Source organism: Exiguobacterium qingdaonense (genome assembly GCF_018617855.1).
GTDB classification, from domain to species: Bacteria; Bacillota; Bacilli; order Exiguobacteriales; family Exiguobacteriaceae; genus Exiguobacterium; species Exiguobacterium qingdaonense.
In genome coordinates, this window is sequence record NZ_JACSKY010000003.1 from 133,855 (window position 1) to 159,439 (window position 25,585).

Genomic DNA, 25,585 nt, shown 5'->3' on the forward strand with positions numbered 1-25,585 from the left:
TTATCCGCCAATTTGAGCAAATATAAAGGAGTAGATATGACATGACGTATCCAAGAACATTTTCACACATCGGCCTTTCCGTACCGAATGTAACAGAAGCCGTAAAGTTTTATGAAGAGGTCATGGGCTGGTATACCATCATGACACCATCGGACGTCGTCGAGGATGATTCGCCAATCGGGGTCATGTGTACCGACGTCTTTGGACCAGGCTGGGGTAAATTCCGCATCGCCCACATGTCAACAGGAGACGGGATTGGGATTGAGTTGTTCGAGTTCCCGAATAACGAGACACCGGAAGACAACTTCGAGTTTTGGAAGACCGGTATCTTCCACTATTGCGTCCAAGACCCTGATGTTGAGGGATTAGTCGAGAAGATTGTCGCCCATGGTGGCAAACAGCGGATGCCGATTCGTGAATACTATCCAGGCGAAAAACCGTATCGTATGGTGTATTGCGAAGACCCGTTCGGCAACCTCGTTGAAATATATTCACATTCATACGAACTTACGTATTCGGAAGGAGCGTATTAAACATGAAAGCATGGCTACTCGACCAACCCGGTCTTGATCATTTGCATATTGGAGATATCGATCGACCGACACCTGAAACGGGAGAACTGTTGATTCGTGTCGAAGCGGTCGCATTGAACCCTGTCGACTACAAAGTCGGCTCGAACGGGAACCCAAATTGGTCATATCCGCACATCCTCGGAGTCGACCTTGTCGGAGAAGTCGTCGAGGTAGGCTCAAGTATCGCCAACATCATTACGGGTTCACGTGTGGCCGTGCATACGAACCTTTCCAAATATGGCGGGTTCGCCGAATATGCGGTCGTCGATGCCCGGGCCTGTGCGGTCGTTCCACAAGGTGTGAGCGACGAGGCTGCTGCTTCAATCCTTTGTGCGGGGATGACAGCGTATGAAGCAGTCATGCAGAAGCTGAACACACGGGACAAGGAGACGATTCTCGTACACGCAGGAGCAGGCGGTGTCGGTGGCTTTGCGATTCAGCTCGCGAAGCGCCTCGGACTAAAAGTGTTCACGACGGCGTCTCCTGAGAACTTTGAGTGGGTTGAGTCACTCGGAGCGGATGTAGCAATTGACTATAACGTCGAGGACGTGACGGCACGGATTATGGAAGAGACGGATGGACGTGGTGTCGACTTGATTTTGAACACGGTCGGTCGCGACGTCGCAACAGCCGACCTCGATCGTCTCGCGTTCAGCGGACATCTCGCCTATATCGCCGGACCACCAGACATGACGAACATGAAAGGGTTCACCTTATCTCCATCGATTCACGAGGTGGCACTCGGGGCGGCGCATGCGAGCGAGGACGAACATGCGATTCGCAACTTGGCGTATATGGCCGAAGAGTTGATGAACTTACTCGATGCAGGTGAACTGAACGATCTCGTCACAGAAGTGCTATCGTTCGATCAGTTGAAAGAAGGTCTTGAAAAACTGCAAACGCGAAAAGTGCGTGGTAAACTCATCGTCCGCATTCGCGACTGAAAAGATGGCTCCCTGTTATATTGACAAGAAACTAAAGAAAAGAAGAAGTACGGGCGATTTGTCTCATGACGAGCGATTGTTTTAGTAGTTCAGACAAATAAAGACATGCACCATTCCTTTTTCGGGGATGGTGCATGTTTTTTTACTGGCTAACGATTGCTTCAAGACGATCAAGTTGGGAGGTGAACCCTTCGACAGCACCCATCTCGACGACTTGATGAAGGGCCTCTTCGTTCGGAAACTCGGAGCGGCTAATGAATAACGTGCCTTCCGGTGTATCGAGAAACTCATTCGTAATCGTCATGACAGGTAAGTCCGGGTTGACGTGCCCATCCGCATCCGAGAATGCATCCGTATAAACGATTCTTGAGGAAGGGTCGATCTCGATAAAAGTTGACTTCCCCCATGACTCCATACCGTAAAAATCACTCTGTTCTTTGTCGACGCATGTCATGCAATAATGCCAAATGCCACCTGGCTTGAAGTCGAAGCTATACACTTTTGTTTCCCATCCAGCCGGTCCCCACCATTTTTCTAAGTGTGCCGGTGTCGAGAACGCTTCAAAAACAAGTTGGCGTGGTGCTTTAAACAGACGTTCCATAATCAAAGTGGTGCCCTCTACATGTGATTTGACCGTACTCATGATCCATTCTCCTCTCGCTGTGACTCCGCTAAAAAGTTTTCCAACCGATCGAGTCGCGCCGTTTCCCGAGCGAGGTAGGTTCGCCAAGCATCTAACGGTTCGACAACTTGTGACTTGAGTGCATAGCGTCTACGATTGGCATCAATCGTTACAGTGACGAGACCTGCATCATGTAAGATGCGCAAATGCTTCGACGTTTGTGGTTGACTGATCTCCAGCTGTGTTGCCATCATCCCGACTGTCCACTCTTGTTTCCGTAACAACTCCATCATCCGCAACCGGTTCGGGTCGGCTAACGCTTGAAACAAAGATGCCAATTTCTCTTCCATTTTCGTCACCGTCCTCTTGCTATTATATATTCCCTCATTAGAATATTCGAAAACTAGAATATTCAGTTGCGGAACAATAAATTGAGTATGAGGTCGCCGATCGGTCGTTCTTTTCCTTCATAGGGGAACGCATGGATGTGGATGGCCGGGTTAAAGTTCAGTTCGATGATCCCATATTCGATGTGCCCATCATCGAGAAACGGGAGCATCATATCGACGCCGCAAATCGTAGCGCCGACCGACTGCGCCGCATCGACAGCAATACGTTTATAGACGTCAGGAATTTGGTCTGTGTAGTCGATGCTGTCGCCACCTGTACTGATGTTAGAGTTTTCACGCAAGAAAACACGCTCACCGACAGCTGGAATACTATCGGGTGTCTTACCTTGGGCATATAAAAACGAGATGACGATATCGTCGATTTCAATTTTCTCGAGTGGCGTCTTATATCCTTTTCCACGTAAGGGATCCTTGTTTTTTGTGGAAACGAGTTGATGAATCGTAGAGACACCGTCCCCTGTGACGTTTGCTGGGACGCGATGGAGGATACCGGCGACCTCATCTCCAATGACGAGGAAACGATATTCTTTTCCAGGTAAGAATGTCTCTAGTAAAACGACATCATCAAACGTTTTCGCATATTGGAACGCGGACAGCGCTTCTTCATACGTCGCTCCGTCTTTAAAAATATGAATGCCTACGCCAAAGTTCGTGGACTTTGGTTTTAAGACGATTGGTTTTTTTGAAAATTGATTCCATGCTTGTGATAAATCGGATTCGTTATGAAGTTCTACACCTTCCGGGACACGAATCCCGTGTTCGGCGAGTACATATTTCGTCACCGTTTTATTCTCCATCATCAAGACAGACACATAGTTGTCTTTTGATGTCTTCGTTGCCTGTTTGACGTACTCATAGCGTTTACCGTTATGAATGCGGATGAATTGATCGGATCGATCGATGACGTCGACACGATACCCACGTTTGATAGCAGATTTCATTAATACTTGAGTGGACAGCTCAAGGTCGGAATAACCGTGTATGCGAAAACGATTTGCATACGCGTCCTCATAAAAGTGTTCGGCCTGGGCCAGGGACCAAGCGTTATAACCCGTTTCAGTCATAATCATCTTCAGCCGAGAAGCGTACGTCATGTTCACGTGATCAATTTTTTCGCGTAGAGCGGGGAAGATGTCTTTGAAGCCGAGGTCATAGTGCGTGTCAAACGCATCGATGGCGTCGAGGAGCTCTGTCGCGTACGTGTGTAGTTGTACGTCGTCACCATTTCGAGTCAATGTACTCGTGGGTGACATGCCTTCTTTGGCGACGCGTTGTTGGTTATTGTACGCTTCAGCCTGCCAATCGGGATAAGTCGTCTCCTCAGTGAATGTCAAGTAGAGCAAAAACAGATGAAGAAACCGTAAATCTGAACGAGCAATCCCGGTCTTTTCAAACGGATTTAAATCAATATTGCGAATTTCGATGTAATCGATGCCGTCCGCCTCAAGCTTGTCCAAATCGTTCCCCCCTCGTGATGTTTTCAATCGAATCGGGGAGTAAAGTTCGTTCGGATGTGTAATGTCCCCTTTGGCAATGAATCGACGTACATCATCTGCATATGCGGAGAGGGTCATATAGTTTGGATAAAGTGGTGCGACATTCGTATAACCGCAGTCGCTATTGCGATACGACAGCGCTATTTTATTCGAAAAAACATCTTCACGAAGTGCCTGCATATGATTGACACATTCTTCTTCATAGCTTGTATGCACGGCCGGTGTGGCACCGAGCAAATAGACGATGAGCCAGCGCATTCTTAAATACTGACGAACCAGCTTCAAATAAATTTGGTCTTTGAAGTGTCTAAACTGCTCAGGCGAGCCTTCATGTAATGTCGATAACAGTTCATCGTCAAATGAGAAATTGAAATGAATACCGGAAATGAGTTGTTTTTTCGCACCGTATTTTTGTAGCAAATGCTGTCGATAACGACTGGCCTCGAGCCCAGACACGCCAAAGTCAGCAAGTGGAATCGTACCATCCTCGGGCAAGGCACATGGCATCGATTGTGGCCAAAGTCGTTCGTCTCCGATGTTTAGCGCTGTAATATCGTATAGCGTCTCTAAAAAATCGTGTGTCGCTTCGATGGTCGGAAACGTCGGGGTGACGAGTTCAACCTGACTTTCAGAGAAGTCGGTCGTAATATATGGATGTGTTGCCTTATGACCGAGTGCTTCTGGATGTTTCGTGACAGCGAGGGCCCCGTCAGACGTGACCCGTAACATTTCACGCTCGATGGCGAACGTTCCGCTCGTAAGGAGACGATGGGGTAATTGATTAAACTGCTTCTGCAAGGGAAGTCACTTCCTTTTTCGTTAATCGGACAAAGAGGGCGGAGACAAGCCCCTTGACGATACTTGAGATGGCGATACTCCACCAGATGGCATCGATTCCAAGATAAGGCTCAAGAAACAACGCGAGTGGGATACGGGCCACCGTGAAAACAATCGAGATGGTCGCAGGAATTTTCGGTAGTCCGAGTCCTGAGAAGTAGCCGTTTCCAATCATTTCAATCGAAGAGAAAACGAGAGAGACCCCGATGATTCGCAAATAGCTCGCCCCAATCTCGATGGTTCGAACATCATCGACGAATAGACCGATCAGGAGATTCGGGACGGTTAAAAATAACAACATGATGAACCCCGTATAGATCATCCCGAGTCGGGTCGTTACGCGGTACCCTTCATAAACTCGATTTACTTTTCGTGCCCCGAGGTTTTGTCCGGTATAACTGGCCATTGCCCCGTTGAGCCCTCCAATCATCATATAGGCGATCGACTCGATTTGGAGTCCGATGCGCTGTGCCGCAATCGCTTCAGTCCCATACGAACCGATCATGCGAGCGAGGAAAATGCTGATGACGGTGAATAAAATCCGTTGGGTCGCCATCGGAAATCCGAGACGAATGATTTCTTTATAGTCAGCTCGAGTCGGCCGAACGGTTTCTTCCCAATCGAATAAAGCACGGGCCCGACGCCAGAAGAACCCGAACATGACGACGTTGGCGACAAGTGTCGCAAGAGCAGCCCCAAGGACACCGAGTTGAAATGGATAAATGAAGATTGGCGAGAGAACCATATTGAGGATGACGCCTGTCGCATTGATTCGCATCGCTGTGGTCGTATTACCATAGGCACTGAATAGACGGGCAAACAATAAATTGAAGAAAGAGAAAATGAGCATTGGCGCGCTGACAAACAAGTACCCGTACGCGAGTTGCTCCACGGCAGGGTCGCTCATATTCAAAAATCCGATGAAGACGTGACCGAAAAAGATCAATAATAAGGCATATGAAAGACCGAGTGCTAGATTCAGACGTCTTCCGGCCCGAACGTAGCGCTGGACGAACTTCAAATCACGTTTCCCAATCGCTTGTGATGCCTTGATTCCGGCACCGACGACAATCAACGACTGAATCGCCTGTCCGAGCATGATGTAAAAGCTGGCCGCACCGACACTTGCGACGGCATCGCTCCCGAGCGCACCGACCCAAAACATATCGACGAGACTATACGTAAACTGTAACAATGAGCTGCCGACGAGTGGCAAGGCAAGGGCCAGAATGACACGTTGCACATTTCCAATCGTCAAATCGACGGTTTTCACAAAGCAAGACTCCTTTAACCCTTTATATAACCATTTAGTTATATATAAACATGATGTAATAGAATTAGCAATCAGGAAATCAGATTCGATGAAAAATGGACACAAAAAAAGGAACTCGTATCGAATTCCTTAACGTGTATAAGCGCGAATCCAAGTCACCATATAGACGAATGTCGCGATGATGAGCGTTGAGGCGAGTGCGTAGATTGGATAAGTAGGGAGTGCATCTTCAAATAGTGGATAGAACATGAACGATCCCATAAGAATGGGGACCGAAATACTAAAAGAGACATAGGCAGCTTTTGTCGCTTTCGCAGTGATGATTTGTTCACGTTCATCGACCTCACTGAATTCGGTCATTTGAACTGACCATTTCCAAAACGACAGATTTTTATTAGGTCGTGTCTTATAACTATAAATCGACCAAGAAATACCGAATAGGATAAGAGCGATCCAAGGTAAAGCATTCATTTGAAATATGAAAGCTTCGTCACGATGATAATGGTTCACAGTTTGGTATATACCAGTGGTAAGCGATCCGAAAGACAAAGCTGTCAATATATACAGGACGATGCTTGAAATAGATTGAACGACAACGTGTTTCATTGTGACTCCTCCTCGATTGTGAATATAGATTCGACCGGTTCCTTGAACACTCTTGCGATGTGCATCGCCAGCATGAGAGACGGCGTGTAACTGCCTTTCTCGAGCGAGATGATCGTCTGTCTCGTCACGCCGACCTTTTCAGCAAGGTCGCCTTGCGTTAATTGGTGCCGGGCACGTAGTTCTTTCACGCGATTGATTAATGGCATGGAGCCACCTCATTTCTAGGTTCTGTCACTAATGTAAAATAAACTATACATAATGTAAAGAGGACTTTACTTATCTAGTGGTGCTACAATAGCGATATAGTCGAAAGGGGAGATAGAGGGTGAAGGCGATTGGAGGACAACATCACGTGTCGGCGATGACCGGTGACGCCAAAAAGAACTTACGATTCTACACGGAAATACTAGGAATGCGACTCGTCAAAAAGACGGTCAACCAAGATGATCCATCGATGTATCACTTATTCTACGCGGACGAAACGGGGACGCCTGGAACAGATTTGACGTTCTTTGAGCTCCCGTTTCTCGGGCAGACGTACCGAGGATCAAACAGTATCTCCCGAACAGCGCTCAGGGTGCCGGACGGGGCACTCGCATATTGGCAAGAGCGTTTCGACGCGTTCGGTGTGACATACGGAAAAGTCGAATCAGTTCTCGGACGGGCGACGTTGTCGTTTGAAGATCATGAAGGTCAACGCCTCTGTCTCGTGGAAGGCGGGAGCGGGACACCTTGGGTAAATGGTCCTGTTTCCAAAGAAGTCGGTATCTTCGGTCTCGGGTTTAGTGAATGGACGGTACGGCGGATTGAGAAGACGGTACGAATTCTGGAGGAAGTGCTTGGCTATCGATACGTGGAGACATTTGAGCGAGATGGTCACGACGTGCGCGTTTTTGAAACAGGAGAAGGTGGCATAGCAACAGAAATCCATCTCGTCGATCATCCGGATTTGCCATCGGAACGACCAGGGCGGGGGAGTGTGCATCATGTGGCGATTCGAGTGGAAGAAACAGACGATATGACGAAATGGATTGAGAAGCTTGACGCACATGGCATCAGTCACTCCGGTCTCATTGACCGCTATTATTTCCAGTCGATTTACTTCCGCGAACCGAGTGGGATCTTAGTGGAACTGGCGACAGATGAACCGGGGTTCGCGACGGATGAATCAATCGAAGCACTTGGAGAGCGACTGGCCTTACCACCGTTTCTAGAGTCGAGACGATCGGAAATCGAATCGAGACTAGAGAAGTTGTAATCGAATGGAAATTCATAACTGTAATGAGGTGAATGAATTGGATACGCAAGCAGTCAATCTTGTGATTGCCAGATTGCTAGGTAAAATTATCGAGCAATATCCTCCTCATCAATGGACAAAAACAGAAGAGGCGTTTCCGCATCCTTATCAGTTCAATAAAGTGAGTTATGACTATTCTGGTGAGGTTGAACCGATGACGCTGGAAACATTTCAAGACTTAGTTAACAAGCTCGGAAATGACCATTGGTACTCATCCGAATTCGAAGAGTTGCTACACAACATTTATATCAATCGATGGGTGCCAACATTCACATCAAATTTCGGTAAGCATTGGCAATGCTACCACGACTTATTGTTTGATGCGTATAACGATTGGAAATATACACATTTTGAATTGTATGACGAAGATGGAAACGAACTCGATGAAGAGTTAGAAAAAAACCTGAATGAATGTTTTGAAGATTTCATTCATCAAACGTCCCCAGAACTATATGTGAAAAAAATGATGAAATTTTGGTGGCGATGAGTCCTGAAAGCAGAGACAAATAAAAAACCGACGGACTTTTTCAGTCCATCGGTTTTTGTATGCCCAATAGCAGGGCGAGTTCGTTCGTTCGGTTGGCGACGAGATCGGCAATCGTGTAAAGGTCAAGCACTTGAAAGAACGCCAGCATCGCCTCATTCAACACACTCCGTAAGTCACATGCCGGTGCGATCACGCATCGGCCTTCCCCGAAGCACTCCACGAGTTCGAGCGGTTCCATCGACCGAACCACCTCGCCCACGTTGATTTCTTCCATCGGACGCGCGAGACGGAATCCACCGCCGCGGCCACGCACCGACTCCAAATAGCCATGCTTGCCGAGCTCGTAAACGACCTTCATGACATGGTTTTTGGAGATGTTATATTGGTCCGCCACTTCTTGAATCGTGACGAGCCGATGCGAAAATGTGGCGCTATACATCAATGTTCGCAGTGCGTAGTCACACGTTTGCGTGAGTCTCATCCATCATCACCTCTCGTTTCATTGTACAAGACAATTCCTAAAAGTGCGATTCGGACAAATGTGAAAGGGTGATGGCGAAAATAAGTCAAAAGCGTGAAATCTACTTTAAACAAGTATTTAATATATTGCTTTAAAGTGACTTGACTCACATAATGAACGTGTACGAAACAAAAGGGGGATAAACACATGTTAGATCAACAAACGATTGAGATTGTAAAGGCGACGGCACCAGTTTTGAAAGAACATGGTGTGACGATCACGAAGCATTTTTATCAACGAATGTTTGAACAAAATCCAGAAGTGCGTCACTTCTTCAACCATACGAACCAAAAACGAGGACGCCAGCCGGAAGCGCTCGCGAACGCGGTCTATGCGGCAGCGCTTCATATCGACCGGCTCGAAGCTATTCTTCCTGCCATCCAACCAGCACTTCATAAACATAAAAGTTTGAACATCCGCCCGGAACACTATCCGGTTGTCGGTGAAAACTTGCTTGCGGCGATTCAAGACGTGCTCGGTGAAGCTGCAACACCTGACATCATCGACGCATGGGCAAAAGCGTATGGTGTGATTGCCGATGTCTTCATCTCACTTGAGAAACAGATGTATGATGACGCGCCATGGGTCGGATTCAAACCGTTCGTCATCGAAGAAATCATAGAAGACACAACGGAAGTGAAGCGATTCCGTCTCGTCGCAAAAGATGGGGTCGTCGGCACCGCCGTCCCAGGACAATATATTTCAATTCAAGCGCGCATTGCAGGAGAGGACATCCTACATCACCGTCAATATAGCGTCATCGAGACGACAGAAGACGGTTACTGGATCGCACCTAAAGCGGAGGGACTCGTCTCAAACTGGCTTCATGAACAGATGGTCGGAACAGAAGTCCCGATGAGCGCACCGGCAGGAGAATTCATCCTTGAAGCATCAGACCGTCCGCTCACACTCATCGCAGGAGGTATCGGAATTACGCCCCTCTTCAATATGGCGAAGACGGCACTTCGTCAAGGACGTTCTGTCACGTTATTGCACGCAGTTCGGAGTATGGACCTTCGTCCACTCGGAGACGAACTCGACGAACTTGTGAAAGAAGGGCTTCATCTCATGACACATGTGGATGACGTATCGGGTTGTATGAGTACGACGCAGCTCGAGGCACTTGATGTCGAAAGGCATGACGTCTATACGTGTGGGCCGAATGCGATGATGGAGACGGTCGTCCGTGTCATTCCTCAGGCGCGATATGAATTTTTCGGGCCGTCCGGGGTTCTCGCGACCAACTAAAAAAGACGACTGGAAAAAGTCGTCTTGATTCATAATATGGCGAGAAGGATTATTCCGTGAGTTCACTTAAATGTATGACTTGTTTGTTGGCATCCAACGTTTCAAGTGACCACGAGCCATCTAACGGTTTTGTTGTTTCAATGACATATGTCATGGTGTAGCTTTCGTTTTCGGGATCGTTGACGAGAAAATCTTTTGAGACATCGTCACCGTTTAACCGTAAATAGACGACATCTTCCGGGCGTTCTTTTAGATGGACACCGATGTACTCCTTGTTTTCAACATGAAGGGTGACGAAATCAAAAGACTGATTCGGTTCTATTTCTTTAGTGACAGACCCTAAGTTTCCTGTCGTGACATCAATCTCGGCTAGACCGATGACGGAGCGATCTTCGTTTGTGTAAAAAGAGAGAATGGACTGTTCTCTGTTATGAACTTCAAAACTATACCAGTCGTTTATCGTCATATAACGATTCATTTCTTTTTCGGCATTTTCGTATGAGTTGCCGGCCTGAATGTTAGTGTACGTGTAAAGTCCGACACCGACTGCGATTGCCACGACGATGAGACCGGAGACGATTGTGAGTAAGGTGATTCCCTTGGACATGATTTTTCCTCCTGTCTTTTATAAACATAGACACCCCATGCCACGCGTTTGCGTGCATGGGGTGTTTGAATTAGTACGTCAAGCTCGCGGCGACGATGATGCCAACGACGAGTGATGCGGCGAACAAACTGAAACCGATGGCCATGTTGCCGTTCTCGACTTCTTTTTCTAAGTTCACGCCTGGTGTAAGGACGTATTCAAACGTCCAAAACGCCAATACTTGGGCAGCGATGCCGACGAGTCCCCAGATGAACGCATCGAGCAAGTTGACGCTATTCGCCCAGACCGTGTAGATGACGATGGCGAGTCCGAGCGCTTTCCCCCAAAGTTTCAAGGCGACGGCCATGTTTCCTTCTTTGATTAACTTACGTTCCGAATACTTGGTCGTCAATGCGAAGATGATGAGGCCGGCGAGAATAAGGCCGAATCCCGTCCCGAGGTGGGCGAGGAAGCTTAAGATTGAATCAAGTGTGATGAATGTCATGAGTTTATCTCCTTTTGTGTAGGTGTGCCAACGGCCAAGTAGTAAGAATGGTTGTTCGTGATCATGCTACCGGCGCGAACGCCGATAGCGGACGGGTATCCGTTCAAGCAAAAGCACCCGACCATGTAATGTGTCTCGACATACCCTTTGACGGTCGTCGACATCCGTGTCGGAAGTTCGATGAACTGTTGATAAACAGCCGTTTCTTCCGCATACGTTTGCAATGCTTCTCGGTGAAACGGTTGGCCTTCTTTCGTGTACAAGATGACAGAGTCGCCTTCACGTCCAAACGCCGGTTTTTTGACATAATCCGATTCTCCGTGAAACGGTGTGTCTTCTAAGTAAGTCGGTAAAAAGTATGTACCGATGATGTCACGTTCGTCTTCGTCAAACAGTGTCTTCGTCTCAAACAACTCCCAAATGAGGGCTTGTACGCCCTTTGACTGCATGAGAAACGCAGAGAGCGGATTGAGGAGCGACACGTTTCGTTGATTGTTGAGTTCGAGCAACCGGACGCCAATCAAATCGCCGTCCGCTGCCCGGTCGTCAACGAGATGCTCGATTGGATACGTTTGACGATATAAGATGTCGATGCGCTCACCCGAAGGCGTATAAACACCATCTTCGTCGACGAGTAGGGCGTGAAGAGGAACGAACTCAGACGGTAAGTCGAGCGTTTCTTGTAAAAATCGAGCCGTCCATTTGTCCTCGATGTTGTCATCGTGTGCCGTGAAGACGATTTTCGGCGTGCCTTCTCGCTGAAGTCGTTGCCAGGCGGCGACGATGGCTTTTCGTAACTCACGCTTCAGTTGGGCGGTCGCTGCCGCATTCGGGTCGTGGAGACCGAATTCAGAAGCGACCACACTGTTCACGTCAAACAGTTCTTTAATGAACGTCGGTGTATCTGAGTTGAACTCCATCAGCTTGAGTTGACCGTCTTTCATGATCCAGTCATAGCGACCGATAATCGTCTCTTGGGGAATCGTTTTCTCCCGTAAATACGGAAGGCTTGCCTCGGGATACCCGAGTAGTCTGAGCGTCTCGTCAGGTAGCGTCCGCAACAGTTGATTCGTCTTTCGAAAAATCGAATCAACCGCCTCGGTTGCCTCTCGGATTGAGTCGACTTGCGAGGCGGACATTTCGAAACAGTCGTATAGTGCGTACTCCTCATCGTTTAAATCAGGCCAGAAATATGGGATTTGACTGTATAGCTCGTCACGCGTCATCCGCCGAATCCACCTTTAGAGCCGCTTCCGAGTCCAGATTTGGATGTTCCAGAATTAGATCCATTCGATACGGCGCCGGTTGCGCCACCGTTGGCTTTATACGTCTTATATGACGAAGAGCTTTTGAGTGCGTTTTTTGAGCGGAACAGGCTGCCTAGTAAGAAGTAGCTTCCGTAGTGAGGGGAGCGGTCATCATCGCAATAATAGGATTCTGTCACATCATCCCAGTCCCAATCGTCACATTCGTAGCCGGTCGGTTCTTCCGGGAGTGCCGCTTCTTCATATCCGTCGCCACCACAAGCGGCAAGGGAAGTGGTCAATACCGCTGCGGAAAGCCCACTCAAAATTTTCTTGCTTGTCTTCATATTGATTCCTCCAATTCATAACCCGTCGGTGTGACATAGATGACGTACACACCACGATCTTCATCTGTTTCTGCCGAATCTCGCTCATATTCCTTGCCGGCAACGTACAAGTACTGGCTCCCGAGCATGGCGAGCGCATCGAGGTGACGGTCTACATAATAGGCTTCCAGTAAAGGGTTGTCGAAGCGGTCGTCGAGCGTACGAATCTCGACTTTGATTTCGCTCGTTTCTTGTTGATCGATCGGTCCTTCTGTGTAACGATCCACATAAATCAAAAAGTATTGGTCGCCCTCTAGTGCGGATGAGCGTTGTTTATAGGTCATGCCGTCTTTAACGAAAAACTCGCATTCGCGACGGGCCAACACTTCGTCTAGGCCGAGAGACGTATAATGGTAAAGCGGTTCGAACGATATTTCATTTTTAAAGAGCCGATACTCTAAGACGATTGAATTCATAGGTCAGTCCTTCCTTTTCTCTTCTCTTTTTATACGGGGTCACCATCAAAATGGTTTCGTGAATCTTTTCATGAATATGTTTAGTATATAAGAGAGAAGGAGGGAGAAACAGTGCATATCTTATTTCGTGTATGGAAAGGATTGTCGAAATTATCATTTCTGAACGTCATTTTGGCCTCGGTCGGTATTGTCGTCGTCGGGACCGTGCTCGGCTACATATTGGAACGAGAGACGTTCGGGTCATTGTTCGACTCGTTTTGGTGGACGATGACGACGCTCACGACAGTTGGGTATGGTGATTTTTATCCATCATCCGTGGCGGGGCGTTGGCTCGGGATTTTCCTATTCCTATTTGGGATCGGGATTATCGGGGCATTGATTGGAAAATTAGTTGAAGTCGGCGCGACGTTTCAACGACTAAAGCGGGAGGGAAAACTAGTGTATCGTGGAGAAGGACATTTTGTATATATCGGGTGGTCCCCGAAAACGAAGAAAGCAATCGATGAAGTGCTCAACTATGAGCCGAAGGCGGAGATTGTATTGATCGATCAATTGGTAGAAGAACCGTACGTGCATGATCAAGTGCACTTCGTCTCCGGGGATGCCTCAGATGAAGCGGTATTGATGCAGGCGAATGTCTTGAAAGCAAGGAGAGTCGCTATTTTTGCGGATGCTCGGATCACCGAGACGTTACTCGCCGATGGGAAATCGTTATTGATTGCGTCAGCGGTCGAGGCGTTATCATCGGATCATCAAGTAGATTTGCATACCGTCGTTGAGGTGTGCGTAGAGAGAAACATATCGAAATTCAAGCACGTCCGAGTCGATGACTTTATTTTGGCGAACGACTCGGTCTCTCTTCTGATGGCGAAAGCGACGCTACAGCCAGGGACGACAGCCATTTTCCGTCAATTGTTAAGCAAACAGTCCGGTGGGAACATCCAAGCGTTGAAAGTGAAACCTGAATGGCAAACCGTTCGTCAGGCGAACACGGCGTTGCTTGAATCAGGCGTCACACTCATCGCAGTCAATGATCGATTGGATGTGGCGACGATGCTTGACTTACCGCTACAGGAGACAGACATGCTTTATGTCGTCTGTCACGACCATGTTTTCGAACGACTATCGTAAGGAGTGAAACCATGCATAACGGGACGTTTATCCGAAAGATGACACGTATGCAAAATGTGCAACGCTGGGACGAGTATGCTCCGCATTATCACGACAATGCCGCAAGTCACAGCTTTCGTGTCGCGGTCTTCAGCTTGATCGCGGCTTACGTGGAGAAGGAGAACGGGCGTGAAATCGATTTGCTCGACTTACTCGGGAAAGCCATCTTCCACGACATGAATGAAGTGCAGACGGGTCCGATCATGCATCGGACGAAGAAAGAACCGACGCTGATCGGTCACATCGAGCGAATGGAACGAACGGCGAGCCTCGGTCTTGTCGATTTGCTCTCGCAGTCGCTACGTCCTCATTTTCACAGCTTCCTTGTCGAAGCGGAAGATGAATCGTTCGAAGGGCGGATCGTCGACGGGATTGATTCGTTCGATGCGATGCTGTTCGTGCGACGGGAAGTCGCACATGGCTCTCCACATTTTGCCGAAAAATTAAATGAGATGAAAGCCGCACTCCGTCATCATCCGATTGATTCGGTCCGTTGGCTGTTCGGACAGGTCGAGGCAGAGACCGACGTGTTACGGTTCATCGAGAACGTCATGCGGATGGATAGTGTCCGTCGTTGGAAAGGTCGCTTCAACACGATTGACGACAACGATGCGATTCACGGTTTCCGCGCGGCCGCACTCGGGATGTTCAGTGGACTGTTAGAACGTGAAAAGTACGACGTCGATGTCGATGTCGCCGAGCTCGTGGCCCGTCTTCTCTGTCATGACTTAGTCGAAGGTGTGACCGGAGACGTGCTCGGACCGGTCAAACATTCGACGCAAGAGACAGGGGCTGCGTTCGAGGCGTACGAGCGGGCAGAGAGTGAACGTCTACTCGGATTGTTACCAAAATATATGCAGCCGGCGTTTCGTCGATATATGGCCGATTCGAAAGATGCCACATATGAAGGCATGCTCGTCGATATGATGGACAAGCTCGATGCCCTCATCAAGATGAACATGGAGCGGAAGATGAATGGGGCCGAGTATGAGGTCACGTATCGGGAGCAACTTCGTAAAGTCCAGATGCGTTATGAGAATCCGAGTATGATTTTCTTTCTCGCTTATATTTTGCATGATTTGGATTATGTCACAAGCTAAAATCAATCTATAAAAAGTCGCGTGCCTAATTGGCTGCGACTTTTTTTATATCATTTATTGACATATATCATTTAACGATATATATTGAATGTAAGAAGTGTATCATTCAATGATATAAGGGGGTAGAGAGATGCCGCGGACAGATTCTTTAGAGTTAGGAGAACTGACGGATAGCATGTTTTATATTTTATTGGCGCTCACGACGCCACGTCATGGCTATTTGGTCATGCAGTTTGTCGAAGAGACGACGCGAGGGCGAATGCAAATCGGTCCGGCTTCGATGTATACGATCATCAAAAAGTTGTTGAACGCCGGACTCATCGAACCGATAGATGGGGACGGTAAGAAAAAGAACTATCAGATTACGCATAAAGGGCGTTCGATTCTGACGGATGATGTGAAGAGACGACAGGCGATGGTCGAAGATGCCTGTGCCATTTTGGATATGGAGGGATCGCAATGAGACAGAAGTACATGTCAAGCTGGGGATTAGCGTTTGCTGAAGAACGTGAGATGCAAAAATTGGAGCGAATGGCGGCGAAGGGCTGGCATTTGAAGCAGTTTGCCCCGCTAGGATACACGCTCGTCGAAGGGGAGCCAGAAGACGTTCAGTATAGCTTGGACTATCGTACTCGTCCGGATGAAGATTACTTTGACCTGTTTGCGTCGAGCGGATGGCAACATGTTACATCGACCGGGGATGAGATTCATATTTTCAAAGGGGATCGAGATGCCAAGCCGATTTACTCGGACGTCGAAACAACAGAGGAGAAATATCATGACATGGAACGTCAGATGGGAAGGGCCGCGCTCATCCTAGGTATTCTATGGACTGCCCTCTTTTCGTTGTTTCAGTTTGATTGGCCGACCGTAGCCGAGGTGGTATTGATTGGTGTTCAACTACTCGTCACGATCGGTCTCGTGTTCACAGGACTTCCGTACATCGGCTTTCGTTTCAAGCGAAAACGAGTGAATCGTCAAGGGTGAGTAGGCGGATGGCACAAGCCATCCGTCTTTGTTTCGTTAAACTGAACTATTCAACCGGAAAATAGTTAGGTAAAGAGAACTGTTTTCGAAAGTTATCCGCCGCTCTTCTATGGCGATTATTATGGAACGAAGGGGACGACGAACCGTGAAATCCCGAACATGTCAAGGTCACTTCAACCGATTTTAAAGGCGCGTAAAGACTTCGCCTACGGTACACAACATGACTACATCAACCATCAAGACGTCATCGGTTGGACACGTGAAGGTGTGACTGACCGTACGAAGTCAGGCCTTGCCACGATCATGTCTGATGGTCCGGGTGGGTCGAAATGGATGTATGTCGGGAAGCGAAATGCGGGAGAAGTATGGAAAGACATGACCGGCAATAACGGGCGTCTCGTAACGATCAACGGAGACGGTTGGGGTGAGTTCTTCGTCAACGGGGGATCGGTTTCCATCTATACACAACAATGAATGCATTGGGCTTGTCTCTTTGAAAAGGGACAAGTCCTTTTTTGAATGATTACCATATAATTTTTATACATGATATAATGACCTAGTGTTAATTCTTAATGGGACTGCTTTCTGACCCATGAATTCACATTGAACGACGTTAAGTTGTTGGTTTTATCTATATTTTTTGCGTTGTGACGCTGTTGAGTTCAAGGAGGTTGTAATGAGTAAAGAAAAGATTGCCCAATTAAGAAAGCACGTCTCGCCATTTGAAAAGGCGGATATTCGAATTAGTGTAAGGCAAATGATCAATACGATTTTGCCGTTTCTCGTTTCATGGTTTTTAGCATATCAACTACTGAGTGTCTCCATTTTCTTGACATTACCGTTCACGTTGATTGCAGCAGGATTTGTGGTACGTATGTTCATTATCTTCCATGATTGTACCCACGGTTCGTTCTTTAAAAACAAGAAGGCGAACGCAATCGTCGGTACAATCACCGGTATTTTGACGTTGTTCCCATACGAGAAGTGGAAGCGCGAGCATGCGATTCATCATGCATCGAGCGGGAATTTGGATAAACGGGGTGTCGGGGACATTTGGGTCATGACGATTGAGGAATACGTAGAGGCCTCAAAGTGGACGCGATTACAGTATCGCCTATACCGTCATCCGCTCGTCATGTTCGGTCTCGGACCGCTCTGGCTCATTCTCGTGACGAGCCGTTTCAATCGAAAGGACGCCCGTAAGAAAGAACGCCAAAACACGTATATCATTAATACTTCACTCGTACTGTTATACAGCGCGTTAATTTATGTCATCGGATGGCAAGCTTTCCTCATTGTTCAAGGGACGACGATGTTCATCGCCGGCGTGCTCGGGATTTGGTTATTCTATGTCCAGCACACGTTCGAAGACTCGTACTTTGAGGATGAGCAGGAATGGGATTATGTGAAGGCGGCAATCGAAGGAAGTTCATATTATGAATTGCCAAAAGTGCTCCAGTGGGTGACGGGGAACATCGGGTTCCATCACGTCCACCACTTGAGCCCACGCGTACCGAACTATCATTTGGAGAAGGCGCATACGTCGACACCGCCGTTACAGCGGGCGACGACGATCGGACTGTTTTCAAGCTTGAAGTCGTTACGTTACAAGTTGTATGATGCGAATAATAAAACATTCGTCACGTTCCGGGATGTGCGCCATCTATTGCGCCGAGCGAACGCGGCATAAAAAAGATTGTCCCGTTTCACTCGGGACAATCTTTTTAGCGTTTCCAGACCCATTCGTCACTCTCATACTTCTTCACGAGCAACTCGATTTCGGCTCGCTGTTCTGTCGTAAAGACGAGCGGTTCGAACGTCAAGGAGAACGCGTCTTTGAAACCGGTCTCGAACGCGGCTGCCACTTCATCAAAGGAGACGAAGCGCTGTAGCGTATCGTTCAAGGCAACGGCTTTTTCGCTGAACCGAGTTTTGGCTTCGCGCTTTTCCGTCGCATCCATCGCAAAACAGTCGAATAGCACCTCATTGTCGACAGAGAACGGGATGGATCCATGTTGAAGAACCGCCCCTTGATGACGGACCTGGGCGCTACCCGCAATCTTCTTCCCGTCGACGGTGAGCTCATAATACGAGGCCGCGTCGAAGCAGACGGCAGATTTTGGCTTTCGAAGCGCCTCACGGTCCTCTTCTGTCAACGGCACTGAAAATTCGGCGGGGACGCCGAGTTCGTGATACCCGCGGCGAACCCCTTCTGTGAGCAGTCGGTAGCTCTCGATGATATTCGTCGGAAGCGTCGGTGTCGATTCGGGCAAGATGACGCTATACGTCAGTTCGTCCGCATGCAACACGGCCCGTCCCCCGGTCAGGCGGCGGACGACGGGAATGTTTTTCTTCGTGAGAGCGTCACGGTCCAAGTCTCGTGTCGCCCGTTGGAAGCGACCGACGCTAATCGCATGGGGTGCCCATGAGTAAAAACGGAGCGTCGGTTTGAGCTCTCCCTTTGCGACCCAATGAGCGACAGCTTCATCGATTGCCATATTCTCAGCCGGTGAAGCCGATTCGGTTGTAAGTAGGTGCCACGTCGTACCAGTCATAGTCTCTCTTCTTTCTATCAATTAATCGATTGGCAACATCGTATGACGACGTGCCTTGTGTACCTGTTCATCCGCATGATAAGACGAGCGGACGAGAGGACCTGCCTCACAATGTGAGAATCCTTTTGCTAGCGCAATTTCTTTTAACTCGGCAAATTCGTCCGGGTGATAGTAACGTTCCACCTCAAGATGTTTCTTCGTCGGCTGCAAATATTGGCCGAGCGTCAAGATGTCGACGTGATGCGCGCGGAGGTCGTCCATCGCTTCAATCAATTCCTCTTTCGTTTCCCCAAGTCCGACCATGATCGATGATTTTGTCGGTATATCTGGGTTCAATTCTTTTGAGCGTTTTAAGAACTCGAGTGTTCGGTCATACGTCGCTTTGGCACGGACTCTCGGTGTGAGGCGACGTACCGTCTCTAAGTTATGGTTCATGATGTCGGGGCTTGCGTCGATCAATGTCTGCAAGGCAGAGAAGTCACCCATCATGTCGGATGGGAGGACTTCGATCGATGTTTCCGGGTTCATCGCGCGGACCGACCGAACCGTTTCCGCAAAGACCGTCGCCCCGTAATCATTCAAATCGTCACGGGCGACGGCAGTGATGACGACATGCTTCAAGTTCATAAGTCGAACCGACTCGGCGACGCGCTTTGGCTCTTCCCAATCGAGCTCATTCGGCTTGCCGGTCGTGACGGCACAAAAGCGACAGGCGCGTGTGCAAATACTACCTAAAATCATGAAGGTCGCAGTCCGACGTACCGCCCAACATTCATGGATGTTCGGACATTTCGCTTCCTCACAAACCGTATGTAGATTCTTTTCACGCATCATGTTCTTCAGACCGGTGTACGTCTCGTTCGTGTTCAATTTAATCTTTAACCATTCTGGCTTTCTTTTCAGTTCCCCTCTTGCCATAATCGTTCCCCCTTTTAAGTTAACCTGTATCGAATTGAGTTTACCAAAAAACGAATGAAAAACGAACCACGTAAATTTTTCGTTTTGCCAATACAGTTCATGGTGTATCAGAACAGTAATATTGTTTCAAAATGGTTACGCTTTCAGTTGAGTGATTGTTTCTGAAAAATGGAGTTGCTATACTGTTGTTGACCACCTGAATAAGAACCAAATGTAACTGATGCGATCAGGCATGGGGTGAACGAGCGTTGATGAGGCAGCGCTTCTTCCTCCATGCCTTTTCGTTTGGAGGTCAGTCAAACGGGAGGGTGTGGGAACATGAACAAGACACTGAATTGGACGGCAACACTCGGATTGACGACGGCATTGCTCGTCTCATCCGTTCCGGTAGCAGATGCGGTCGTGGCGGAAGGTCCACCGACCATACCGATTGAGGAGCGCGTCAACATTCAATTGGAATCGATGACACTCGTCCAAAAAATCGGACAGATGATCATGCCGGACTTTCGATTATGGAACGGGGAGAACCATACGTCACTCGCACCGGAAGTGGCACGCGTCATCGATCGATTTGACCTTGGGGGCGTCATCTTGTTTGCGGAAAATGTAGAGGGAACGGATCAAACGACGAAACTCGTTCATGACCTTCAGGAAGTCGTCAAGCGAGACGACAGCAATGATATCCCACTATTCGTCACCATCGACCAAGAAGGTGGGATTGTGACACGCCTTGGGACGGGGACGAAATTACCCGGGAATATGGCGCTCGGGGCGACACGAAACAGTCAGTACGCATATGCTGCAGGAAAAATCATCGGTTCTGAACTACGCGCGCTCGGTGTGAACGTGAACTTCGGTCCGGTGCTAGATGTAAACAATAATCCGGAAAACCCGGTCATCGGCGTCCGCTCATTCTCGAGCGACCCAGGATTGGTAGGGAAGTTCGGCTTGGCGATGGCACAAGGGATTCAAGACCAAGGGGTCGCGGCGACGGCAAAACATTTCCCAGGACACGGAGACACGGCTGTCGACTCGCATTACGGATTACCGATCGTCGATAAGTCGCTCGATGAGTTGCGTGGGTTAGAACTACTACCGTTCCAACGTGCCATTACGAGAGGCGTTGATATGATTATGACGGCGCATATCGGCATGCCACAAATCGAAGACGAGGTCGTCGAATCGGATCGAGGCACGTTCCCGCTTCCGGCGACCCTATCGGACGATGTCATCACGGGAGTGCTTCGCGGGGAACTTGGCTATGAAGGGGTCGTGGTGACGGACGCGCTCAATATGCAAGCCATCGCAGACAATTTCACAGAAGCGGAGGCGGTCATCAAGACGTTCGAGGCAGGTGTCGACATCGCACTCATGCCGACGATCTTACGCTCAGAGGCGGACGTGACCAAACTCGAGACCATCTTTGAGGAAGTCATCCAAGCCGTGAAGAATGGGCGTTTATCAGAGGCGACCATCGATGAATCAGTCGAACGTATTTTGACATTGAAGGCAGAGCGCGGGATTTGGGGAGAGACGCTCGATTCCACTTCGCTCGAGGAGAAGCTTACAAGAGCGCATGCGATTGTGGGAAGTGCCGAGCATAAAGCGAAGGAGCGTGAAATGGCGGAGGCTGCCGTCACCCTCGTGAAGAACGAGGAGAAGACGCTGCCGTTCAAACCGAAAAAAGGGGACACGGTGCTCGTCTTGTCACCAGCGAAAGATCAGACAGATAGCATGGTGAAAACGATCAAGTCACTCAAAAAGAACGTAGGGAATGAGAAATGGAACGTCATCACGGCCAACTACTCGGCATCAACGCCTCATTTGGAACAAAATCCGGCCCTTCGGCAACAAGTCGGGGCGGCTGACTATATCATCGTCGGCTCGAACGTGAACAATAGCGCCAAACTGCAGCCGACGTCAGCTGAATATTATGTGCCGTCCGAGGTGTTCAGTTATGCGAACGAGGCAGGGAAGAAGGCGGTTTTACTTAGTTTGCGTAACCCGTACGATATCGCCGTTCAACAGGATGCTCCGGCGCAGCTACTCATCTATGGATTCAAAGGCGACCCGAACGGTCCGGACTCGGAAGCAGGCAACTTGAAGTCGGCAGGTCCGAACTTACCGGCAGGCATTCATGCCATCTTCGGTGAAGTGAAGCCACAAGGGAAGTTGCCGGTAGACGTACCGGAGTTCGTGGACGGTGTGTTTCAAGATGAGAACTATGCGCAGTTCGGTGACGGATTCAAGAATTGGAATCACTAAATAAAAACGAGCTCTCCGAATCGGGAGAGCTCATTTTTTATGCCTCGAAATAGGCGATGACGAGTAGACCCGGACCGGTATGGGCACCGATGGCAGAGCCGACTAACGTTTTCGTAATCTGTTTCGGTTCGAGATGTTCGCGGACCGTCTTCTCAAACTGTTCTGCCTTCTCGATGTCGTCCCCGTGACCGATGAAGAGTTCTCCTTTTTCAACGAGGGTTTTTGATTCGATCGTCCATTCGACCATGCGACGGATGACTTTTTTATGACCACGCACTTTTTCGATCGGGACGAGTTTTCCGTCCTCGACCGTCAATAACGGGAGAATCGTCAACAAGTCTCCGATAAAAGCGCTCGCTTTTGAGACTCGTCCGCCCCGCATCAAGTACTCGAGTGATTCCACCGTGAACAAGTGACGGATTTTGCCGACGAGAGAAGCTGCATACTCCACCGTCTCTTCATACGTATGGTCTTGGCTATACGCCGCGACCGTCTTGACGAACAATGCCTGTCCGACTGAGGCGGTCCGTGTATCGAGGATGTTGAACGTACGATCTGGATATTCTTCTTTCAACATCTCTCCGACCATGACAGCAGTTTGATATGTACCGGAGAGTTCTCCCGAAAATGCGAGATATAAGAACGGGATTCCGGCTTCGAGATGTTGGCGGAAACATTGCTCGATTCGTGGTGCCTCGATTTGGAACGTCTTCGGTGTTTTTCCTTGACGCATCGCATCGTACACTTCTTTCGGCTGAATGGTCTCACCGTCTAAAAATTCTTCATTGTCGATGATGACACCGAGTGGTAAGATCTCAAGACCGTATTCGATGATTTGATCGTCTGTCAAATCGGCACCGGTATCTGTAATCAGTTTAAACATTGGATGAATCACTCCTCTGTTAATTGTTGTTCAATGTCGCGTAACGGTTCATTCCGCTTCCACATGCGTTCGACTTGGCTAGCGAGCATTGTATTTTCATCTGCGGTAAGTGTCGCGTTTTGGAGCGAACTAACAGTGGAAAGAACGCGGTAGGCCCGAGTGAGGACATCTTGGACCGTGAGTGGAATACCGAGCAACTCTTCAAGCGAGGCCATCGTTTCCGGTACAATAGTAGGGTACGTGAATTTAGTCGCCTCTCCTTGGATCGCGAGGTTATAAAAGTCTCGTATAAGTTCTGCACGCGCACTGCCGCTCTGACGGACGCTCAAATAGATTTGAACGGCCACGCCACCACGGACGCGACGTTGTGAAATACCGGCGAACTTTTTACCGTCAATCGACAAATCGAAACTTCCCGGACAATAAGAGCCGACGACTTCACCTGGGATGATGGCGTTCGTGACATCTTGAAACATGTGTTGGATGAGTGAGGTCATGGCTTCATAGCCGCTGTCGATTTGAATCCCATCCTTCTCGGGTAAGATTAAGGATAGGTTGAGGACGTCATCGTCTAGCACGACGGCTAGACCACCGGAGTTTCGGACGACCGGTCGAAAGCCACGCTCGTATAGATGACGAACACCATCTTTTAGATGAGGCAACCGGGCATCCTGGATTCCGAGTACAATCGTATCGGTATGTACCCACGCGCGCAAGACGGCGCCTGATTGTTGGGTCGAAGCACATAGCGTATCGTCGGTCGCGAACGATTGTTCCGCTTGAAACATCTTGCCGAGACTCGACTGGTCGATGATTCGATAGCTCGGTTGTCGTAATAATGGATGGATCATATACATTAATTCCTTTTCACAAATAAATTTCCTTCTCATTATAGCATGGAGGGAACGATTCGTTTGAAGTCGAATTTAGAATATAACGAAATGTAGGAGGGCATGTCATGTACTCGTCACGAGGGCAACTATCAGGATCGAAAGTATTTAAGGATCCGGTACACCGATATATATATGTCTACGATCACCTCATATGGGAATTGATCAATACGAAAGAGTTTCAGCGATTGCGCCGCATCAAACAGCTCGGAACGTCCTTTTTGACGTTTCACGGTGCCGAGCACACACGATTCCATCATTCGCTCGGCGTGTATGAGATCGCACGTCAATTGATTGATCAGTTCCAACAATATCCGGAATGGGACGACCGTGACCGCGAGTTGTTACTAGCGGCTGCGCTTTTACATGACGTGGGACATGGTCCGTTCTCGCATGCATTCGAACATGTCTTCTCCGTCCGACACGAAGTATGGACCGAGCGAATCATTTTAGGGAAAACCGAGGTCAACAAAGTCTTGTCAGAGATGGGGGTCGGATTTGCAGAGGAAGTAGCTTCAATTATCAATAAAACGCATCCGAACCGTTTGATCGTCAATATGCTCAGCTCGCAGCTTGATGTGGATCGGATGGATTACTTGTTACGTGATGCCCACTTTGCGGGTGTCAGTTACGGGAAATTTGACTTAGAACGCATGTTGCGTGTTCTCAGACCAGATGAGGACCAGGTTGTCGTCAAACAGTCGGGGATGCATACGATTGAAGACTACATTATGCGTCGCTATCAAATGTATTGGCAAGTATACCTTCATCCGGCGACACGGTCGAGTGATCTTCTCTTGAAAGCGATTCTTGAGCGGGCGCAGGAACTTTATGAGAGTGGCTATGAGTTTAACATGATGCCGAAACATTTTTTGCCGATTTTTGAACGCACCGGGATGTCACTCGAACAGTATTTGAAGTTGGATGAGACGGTCGTCTATTTCTATTTTCAAGAATGGATGGAAGAAGACGACGCCATTTTGGCAGATTTGGCGAGCCGATTTGTGAACCGTCGCTTATTAAAGTACAAAAACTTCCCGGAAGCGAATCGTGTTCGTTATATGGAGCGCTTGCGACAGACGATGGAGGCAATCGGACTACCGCCGAGATACTATCTGCTTGAAGATCAATTAAGTCAATTGCCATACGACTTATATAAAGGGCAAGGCAAATACGAAGGGATTTATCTACAGATGAACGACGGGGAACGGAAGGAGATCTCGGAAGTGTCGATGCTTGTCCAATCGATTTTGAACTCGCGACAGTCAGACGAGAAAATCTATTATCCAGAAGATGTGTTGTTGAACTTAAAGGATGATGCGAATGAAAAATCGTGGATCTTATCTACATTGAAAAACGAATGAACAC

At 48.5% G+C, this 25,585-nt stretch carries 28 protein-coding genes and 1 pseudogene; 13 read left to right on the forward strand and 16 right to left on the reverse strand.

The genetic code is table 11. The features are described 5' to 3' along the window. The first annotated feature begins 41 nt into the window (after nt 1-41). Complete coding sequence (locus KNP00_RS05585) at nt 42-533, forward strand: lactoylglutathione lyase family protein (RefSeq protein WP_215143073.1); 492 nt, start codon at nt 42-44, stop codon at nt 531-533. A gap of 2 nt (nt 534-535) precedes the next feature. Beyond that, the gene (locus KNP00_RS05590; protein ID WP_215143075.1) at nt 536-1,516 is read left to right on the forward strand and encodes a zinc-binding dehydrogenase; all 981 of its coding nucleotides are present in this window, start codon (nt 536-538) and stop codon (nt 1,514-1,516) included. Between the two features lie 142 nt (nt 1,517-1,658). Here the strand turns inward: KNP00_RS05590 and KNP00_RS05595 are convergent, their stop codons facing one another. The 6 genes from KNP00_RS05595 to KNP00_RS05620 all read right to left on the reverse strand — a co-directional run bounded on the left by KNP00_RS05595 (nt 1,659) and on the right by KNP00_RS05620 (nt 6,966). Next, a complete protein-coding gene (locus KNP00_RS05595) occupies nt 1,659-2,159 on the reverse strand; it encodes an SRPBCC family protein (RefSeq protein WP_215143077.1) in 501 nt (166 codons plus the stop codon). Next, nucleotides 2,156-2,488 (reverse strand): ArsR/SmtB family transcription factor, encoded by a 333-nt coding sequence (locus KNP00_RS05600; protein ID WP_215143079.1) that lies wholly within the window; start codon nt 2,486-2,488, stop codon nt 2,156-2,158. Before KNP00_RS05600 ends, KNP00_RS05595 begins: the two co-directional genes overlap by 4 nt. Before the next feature lie 62 nt (nt 2,489-2,550). Then, a complete protein-coding gene (gene gshAB / locus KNP00_RS05605; protein WP_215143081.1) occupies nt 2,551-4,842 on the reverse strand; it encodes a bifunctional glutamate--cysteine ligase GshA/glutathione synthetase GshB in 2,292 nt (763 codons plus the stop codon). Next, on the reverse strand, nt 4,826-6,154 hold the full coding sequence (locus KNP00_RS05610) for an MATE family efflux transporter (RefSeq protein WP_215143083.1): 1,329 nt from the start codon (nt 6,152-6,154) through the stop codon (nt 4,826-4,828). Before KNP00_RS05610 ends, gshAB begins: the two co-directional genes overlap by 17 nt. A 129-nt stretch (nt 6,155-6,283) precedes the next feature. Beyond that, the gene (locus KNP00_RS05615) at nt 6,284-6,760 is read right to left on the reverse strand and encodes a hypothetical protein (RefSeq protein WP_215143085.1); all 477 of its coding nucleotides are present in this window, start codon (nt 6,758-6,760) and stop codon (nt 6,284-6,286) included. Next, nucleotides 6,757-6,966, reverse strand: a complete 210-nt coding sequence (locus KNP00_RS05620) for a helix-turn-helix transcriptional regulator (protein WP_215143086.1) — start codon at nt 6,964-6,966, stop codon at nt 6,757-6,759. The genes KNP00_RS05615 and KNP00_RS05620 overlap by 4 nt, the downstream gene beginning before the upstream one ends. A 119-nt stretch (nt 6,967-7,085) precedes the next feature. On the opposite strand from KNP00_RS05620, the gene KNP00_RS05625 reads away from it, so the two are divergent. Both KNP00_RS05625 and KNP00_RS05630 read left to right on the forward strand, forming a co-directional pair. Next, nucleotides 7,086-8,018, forward strand: coding sequence for a ring-cleaving dioxygenase (locus KNP00_RS05625; protein WP_215143088.1), 933 nt, complete (start codon nt 7,086-7,088; stop codon nt 8,016-8,018). A gap of 37 nt (nt 8,019-8,055) precedes the next feature. Beyond that, nucleotides 8,056-8,544, forward strand: coding sequence for a hypothetical protein (locus KNP00_RS05630; RefSeq protein WP_215143090.1), 489 nt, complete (start codon nt 8,056-8,058; stop codon nt 8,542-8,544). A gap of 40 nt (nt 8,545-8,584) precedes the next feature. Here KNP00_RS05630 and KNP00_RS05635 read toward each other — a convergent pair whose 3' ends face one another. After that, nucleotides 8,585-9,025, reverse strand: a complete 441-nt coding sequence (locus KNP00_RS05635; protein WP_215143092.1) for an RrF2 family transcriptional regulator — start codon at nt 9,023-9,025, stop codon at nt 8,585-8,587. A 186-nt stretch (nt 9,026-9,211) separates the two neighbouring features. Between KNP00_RS05635 and KNP00_RS05640 the strand changes: the two genes are divergently transcribed. Further along, the gene (locus KNP00_RS05640; protein WP_215143094.1) at nt 9,212-10,312 is read left to right on the forward strand and encodes a globin domain-containing protein; all 1,101 of its coding nucleotides are present in this window, start codon (nt 9,212-9,214) and stop codon (nt 10,310-10,312) included. Nucleotides 10,313-10,361: 49 nt separating this feature from the next. On the opposite strand, the gene KNP00_RS05645 is transcribed toward KNP00_RS05640, so the two are convergent. From KNP00_RS05645 to KNP00_RS05665, 5 genes are all read right to left on the reverse strand, one after another. Beyond that, nucleotides 10,362-10,919 (reverse strand): hypothetical protein, encoded by a 558-nt coding sequence (locus KNP00_RS05645; RefSeq protein ID WP_215143096.1) that lies wholly within the window; start codon nt 10,917-10,919, stop codon nt 10,362-10,364. A gap of 70 nt (nt 10,920-10,989) precedes the next feature. Beyond that, complete coding sequence (locus KNP00_RS05650; protein WP_034770831.1) at nt 10,990-11,403, reverse strand: DUF350 domain-containing protein; 414 nt, start codon at nt 11,401-11,403, stop codon at nt 10,990-10,992. Then, on the reverse strand, nt 11,400-12,629 hold the full coding sequence (locus tag KNP00_RS05655; protein WP_215143097.1) for a glutathionylspermidine synthase family protein: 1,230 nt from the start codon (nt 12,627-12,629) through the stop codon (nt 11,400-11,402). Before KNP00_RS05655 ends, KNP00_RS05650 begins: the two co-directional genes overlap by 4 nt. After that, nucleotides 12,626-12,994, reverse strand: coding sequence for a hypothetical protein (locus KNP00_RS05660; protein WP_215143099.1), 369 nt, complete (start codon nt 12,992-12,994; stop codon nt 12,626-12,628). The genes KNP00_RS05655 and KNP00_RS05660 overlap by 4 nt, the downstream gene beginning before the upstream one ends. Beyond that, a complete protein-coding gene (locus tag KNP00_RS05665; protein WP_215143101.1) occupies nt 12,991-13,449 on the reverse strand; it encodes a hypothetical protein in 459 nt (152 codons plus the stop codon). Before KNP00_RS05665 ends, KNP00_RS05660 begins: the two co-directional genes overlap by 4 nt. A gap of 111 nt (nt 13,450-13,560) precedes the next feature. Between KNP00_RS05665 and KNP00_RS05670 the strand changes: the two genes are divergently transcribed. The 6 genes and pseudogenes from KNP00_RS05670 (at nt 13,561) to desA (ending at nt 18,396) form a co-directional block, all read left to right on the forward strand. Continuing rightward, nucleotides 13,561-14,580, forward strand: coding sequence for an ion channel (locus KNP00_RS05670; protein WP_215143102.1), 1,020 nt, complete (start codon nt 13,561-13,563; stop codon nt 14,578-14,580). Nucleotides 14,581-14,591: 11 nt separating this feature from the next. After that, complete coding sequence (locus KNP00_RS05675; protein ID WP_215143104.1) at nt 14,592-15,719, forward strand: YfbR-like 5'-deoxynucleotidase; 1,128 nt, start codon at nt 14,592-14,594, stop codon at nt 15,717-15,719. A gap of 130 nt (nt 15,720-15,849) precedes the next feature. After that, the gene (locus KNP00_RS05680; protein ID WP_215143106.1) at nt 15,850-16,182 is read left to right on the forward strand and encodes a PadR family transcriptional regulator; all 333 of its coding nucleotides are present in this window, start codon (nt 15,850-15,852) and stop codon (nt 16,180-16,182) included. Then, the gene (locus KNP00_RS05685) at nt 16,179-16,706 is read left to right on the forward strand and encodes a DUF2812 domain-containing protein (protein WP_215143108.1); all 528 of its coding nucleotides are present in this window, start codon (nt 16,179-16,181) and stop codon (nt 16,704-16,706) included. The genes KNP00_RS05680 and KNP00_RS05685 overlap by 4 nt, the downstream gene beginning before the upstream one ends. An 87-nt stretch (nt 16,707-16,793) precedes the next feature. Continuing rightward, nucleotides 16,794-17,180: pseudogene (locus KNP00_RS05690) on the forward strand (alpha-amylase domain-containing protein); the annotation flags it as partial. Between the two features lie 202 nt (nt 17,181-17,382). Continuing rightward, entirely contained in the window at nt 17,383-18,396 is a 1,014-nt protein-coding gene (gene desA, locus KNP00_RS05695; protein WP_215143110.1) for a Delta(5) desaturase DesA, read from the forward strand. A gap of 34 nt (nt 18,397-18,430) precedes the next feature. Here desA and KNP00_RS05700 read toward each other — a convergent pair whose 3' ends face one another. Both KNP00_RS05700 and lipA read right to left on the reverse strand, forming a co-directional pair. Then, nucleotides 18,431-19,261 carry a lipoate--protein ligase family protein gene (locus KNP00_RS05700; protein WP_215143111.1) on the reverse strand — a complete coding sequence of 277 codons (831 nt, stop codon included), beginning with the start codon at nt 19,259-19,261 and terminating at the stop codon, nt 18,431-18,433. 21 nt (nt 19,262-19,282) lie between these two features. Then, nucleotides 19,283-20,209, reverse strand: coding sequence for a lipoyl synthase (gene lipA / locus KNP00_RS05705; RefSeq protein WP_338082264.1), 927 nt, complete (start codon nt 20,207-20,209; stop codon nt 19,283-19,285). Between the two features lie 288 nt (nt 20,210-20,497). Here lipA and KNP00_RS05710 point away from each other — a divergent pair, with 288 nt between their 5' ends. Then, nucleotides 20,498-22,444, forward strand: a complete 1,947-nt coding sequence (locus tag KNP00_RS05710) for a glycoside hydrolase family 3 protein (protein ID WP_215143113.1) — start codon at nt 20,498-20,500, stop codon at nt 22,442-22,444. Between the two features lie 37 nt (nt 22,445-22,481). Here the strand turns inward: KNP00_RS05710 and KNP00_RS05715 are convergent, their stop codons facing one another. Continuing rightward, a complete protein-coding gene (locus KNP00_RS05715; protein ID WP_215143115.1) occupies nt 22,482-23,327 on the reverse strand; it encodes a DegV family protein in 846 nt (281 codons plus the stop codon). Nucleotides 23,328-23,335: 8 nt separating this feature from the next. Then, nucleotides 23,336-24,178: a lipoate--protein ligase family protein gene (locus tag KNP00_RS05720; protein ID WP_215143117.1), complete on the reverse strand. Its 843-nt coding sequence runs from the start codon at nt 24,176-24,178 to the stop codon at nt 23,336-23,338. 107 nt (nt 24,179-24,285) lie between these two features. On the opposite strand from KNP00_RS05720, the gene KNP00_RS05725 reads away from it, so the two are divergent. Beyond that, the gene (locus KNP00_RS05725) at nt 24,286-25,581 is read left to right on the forward strand and encodes an HD domain-containing protein (protein ID WP_215143119.1); all 1,296 of its coding nucleotides are present in this window, start codon (nt 24,286-24,288) and stop codon (nt 25,579-25,581) included. Nucleotides 25,582-25,585 lie beyond the last annotated feature (4 nt).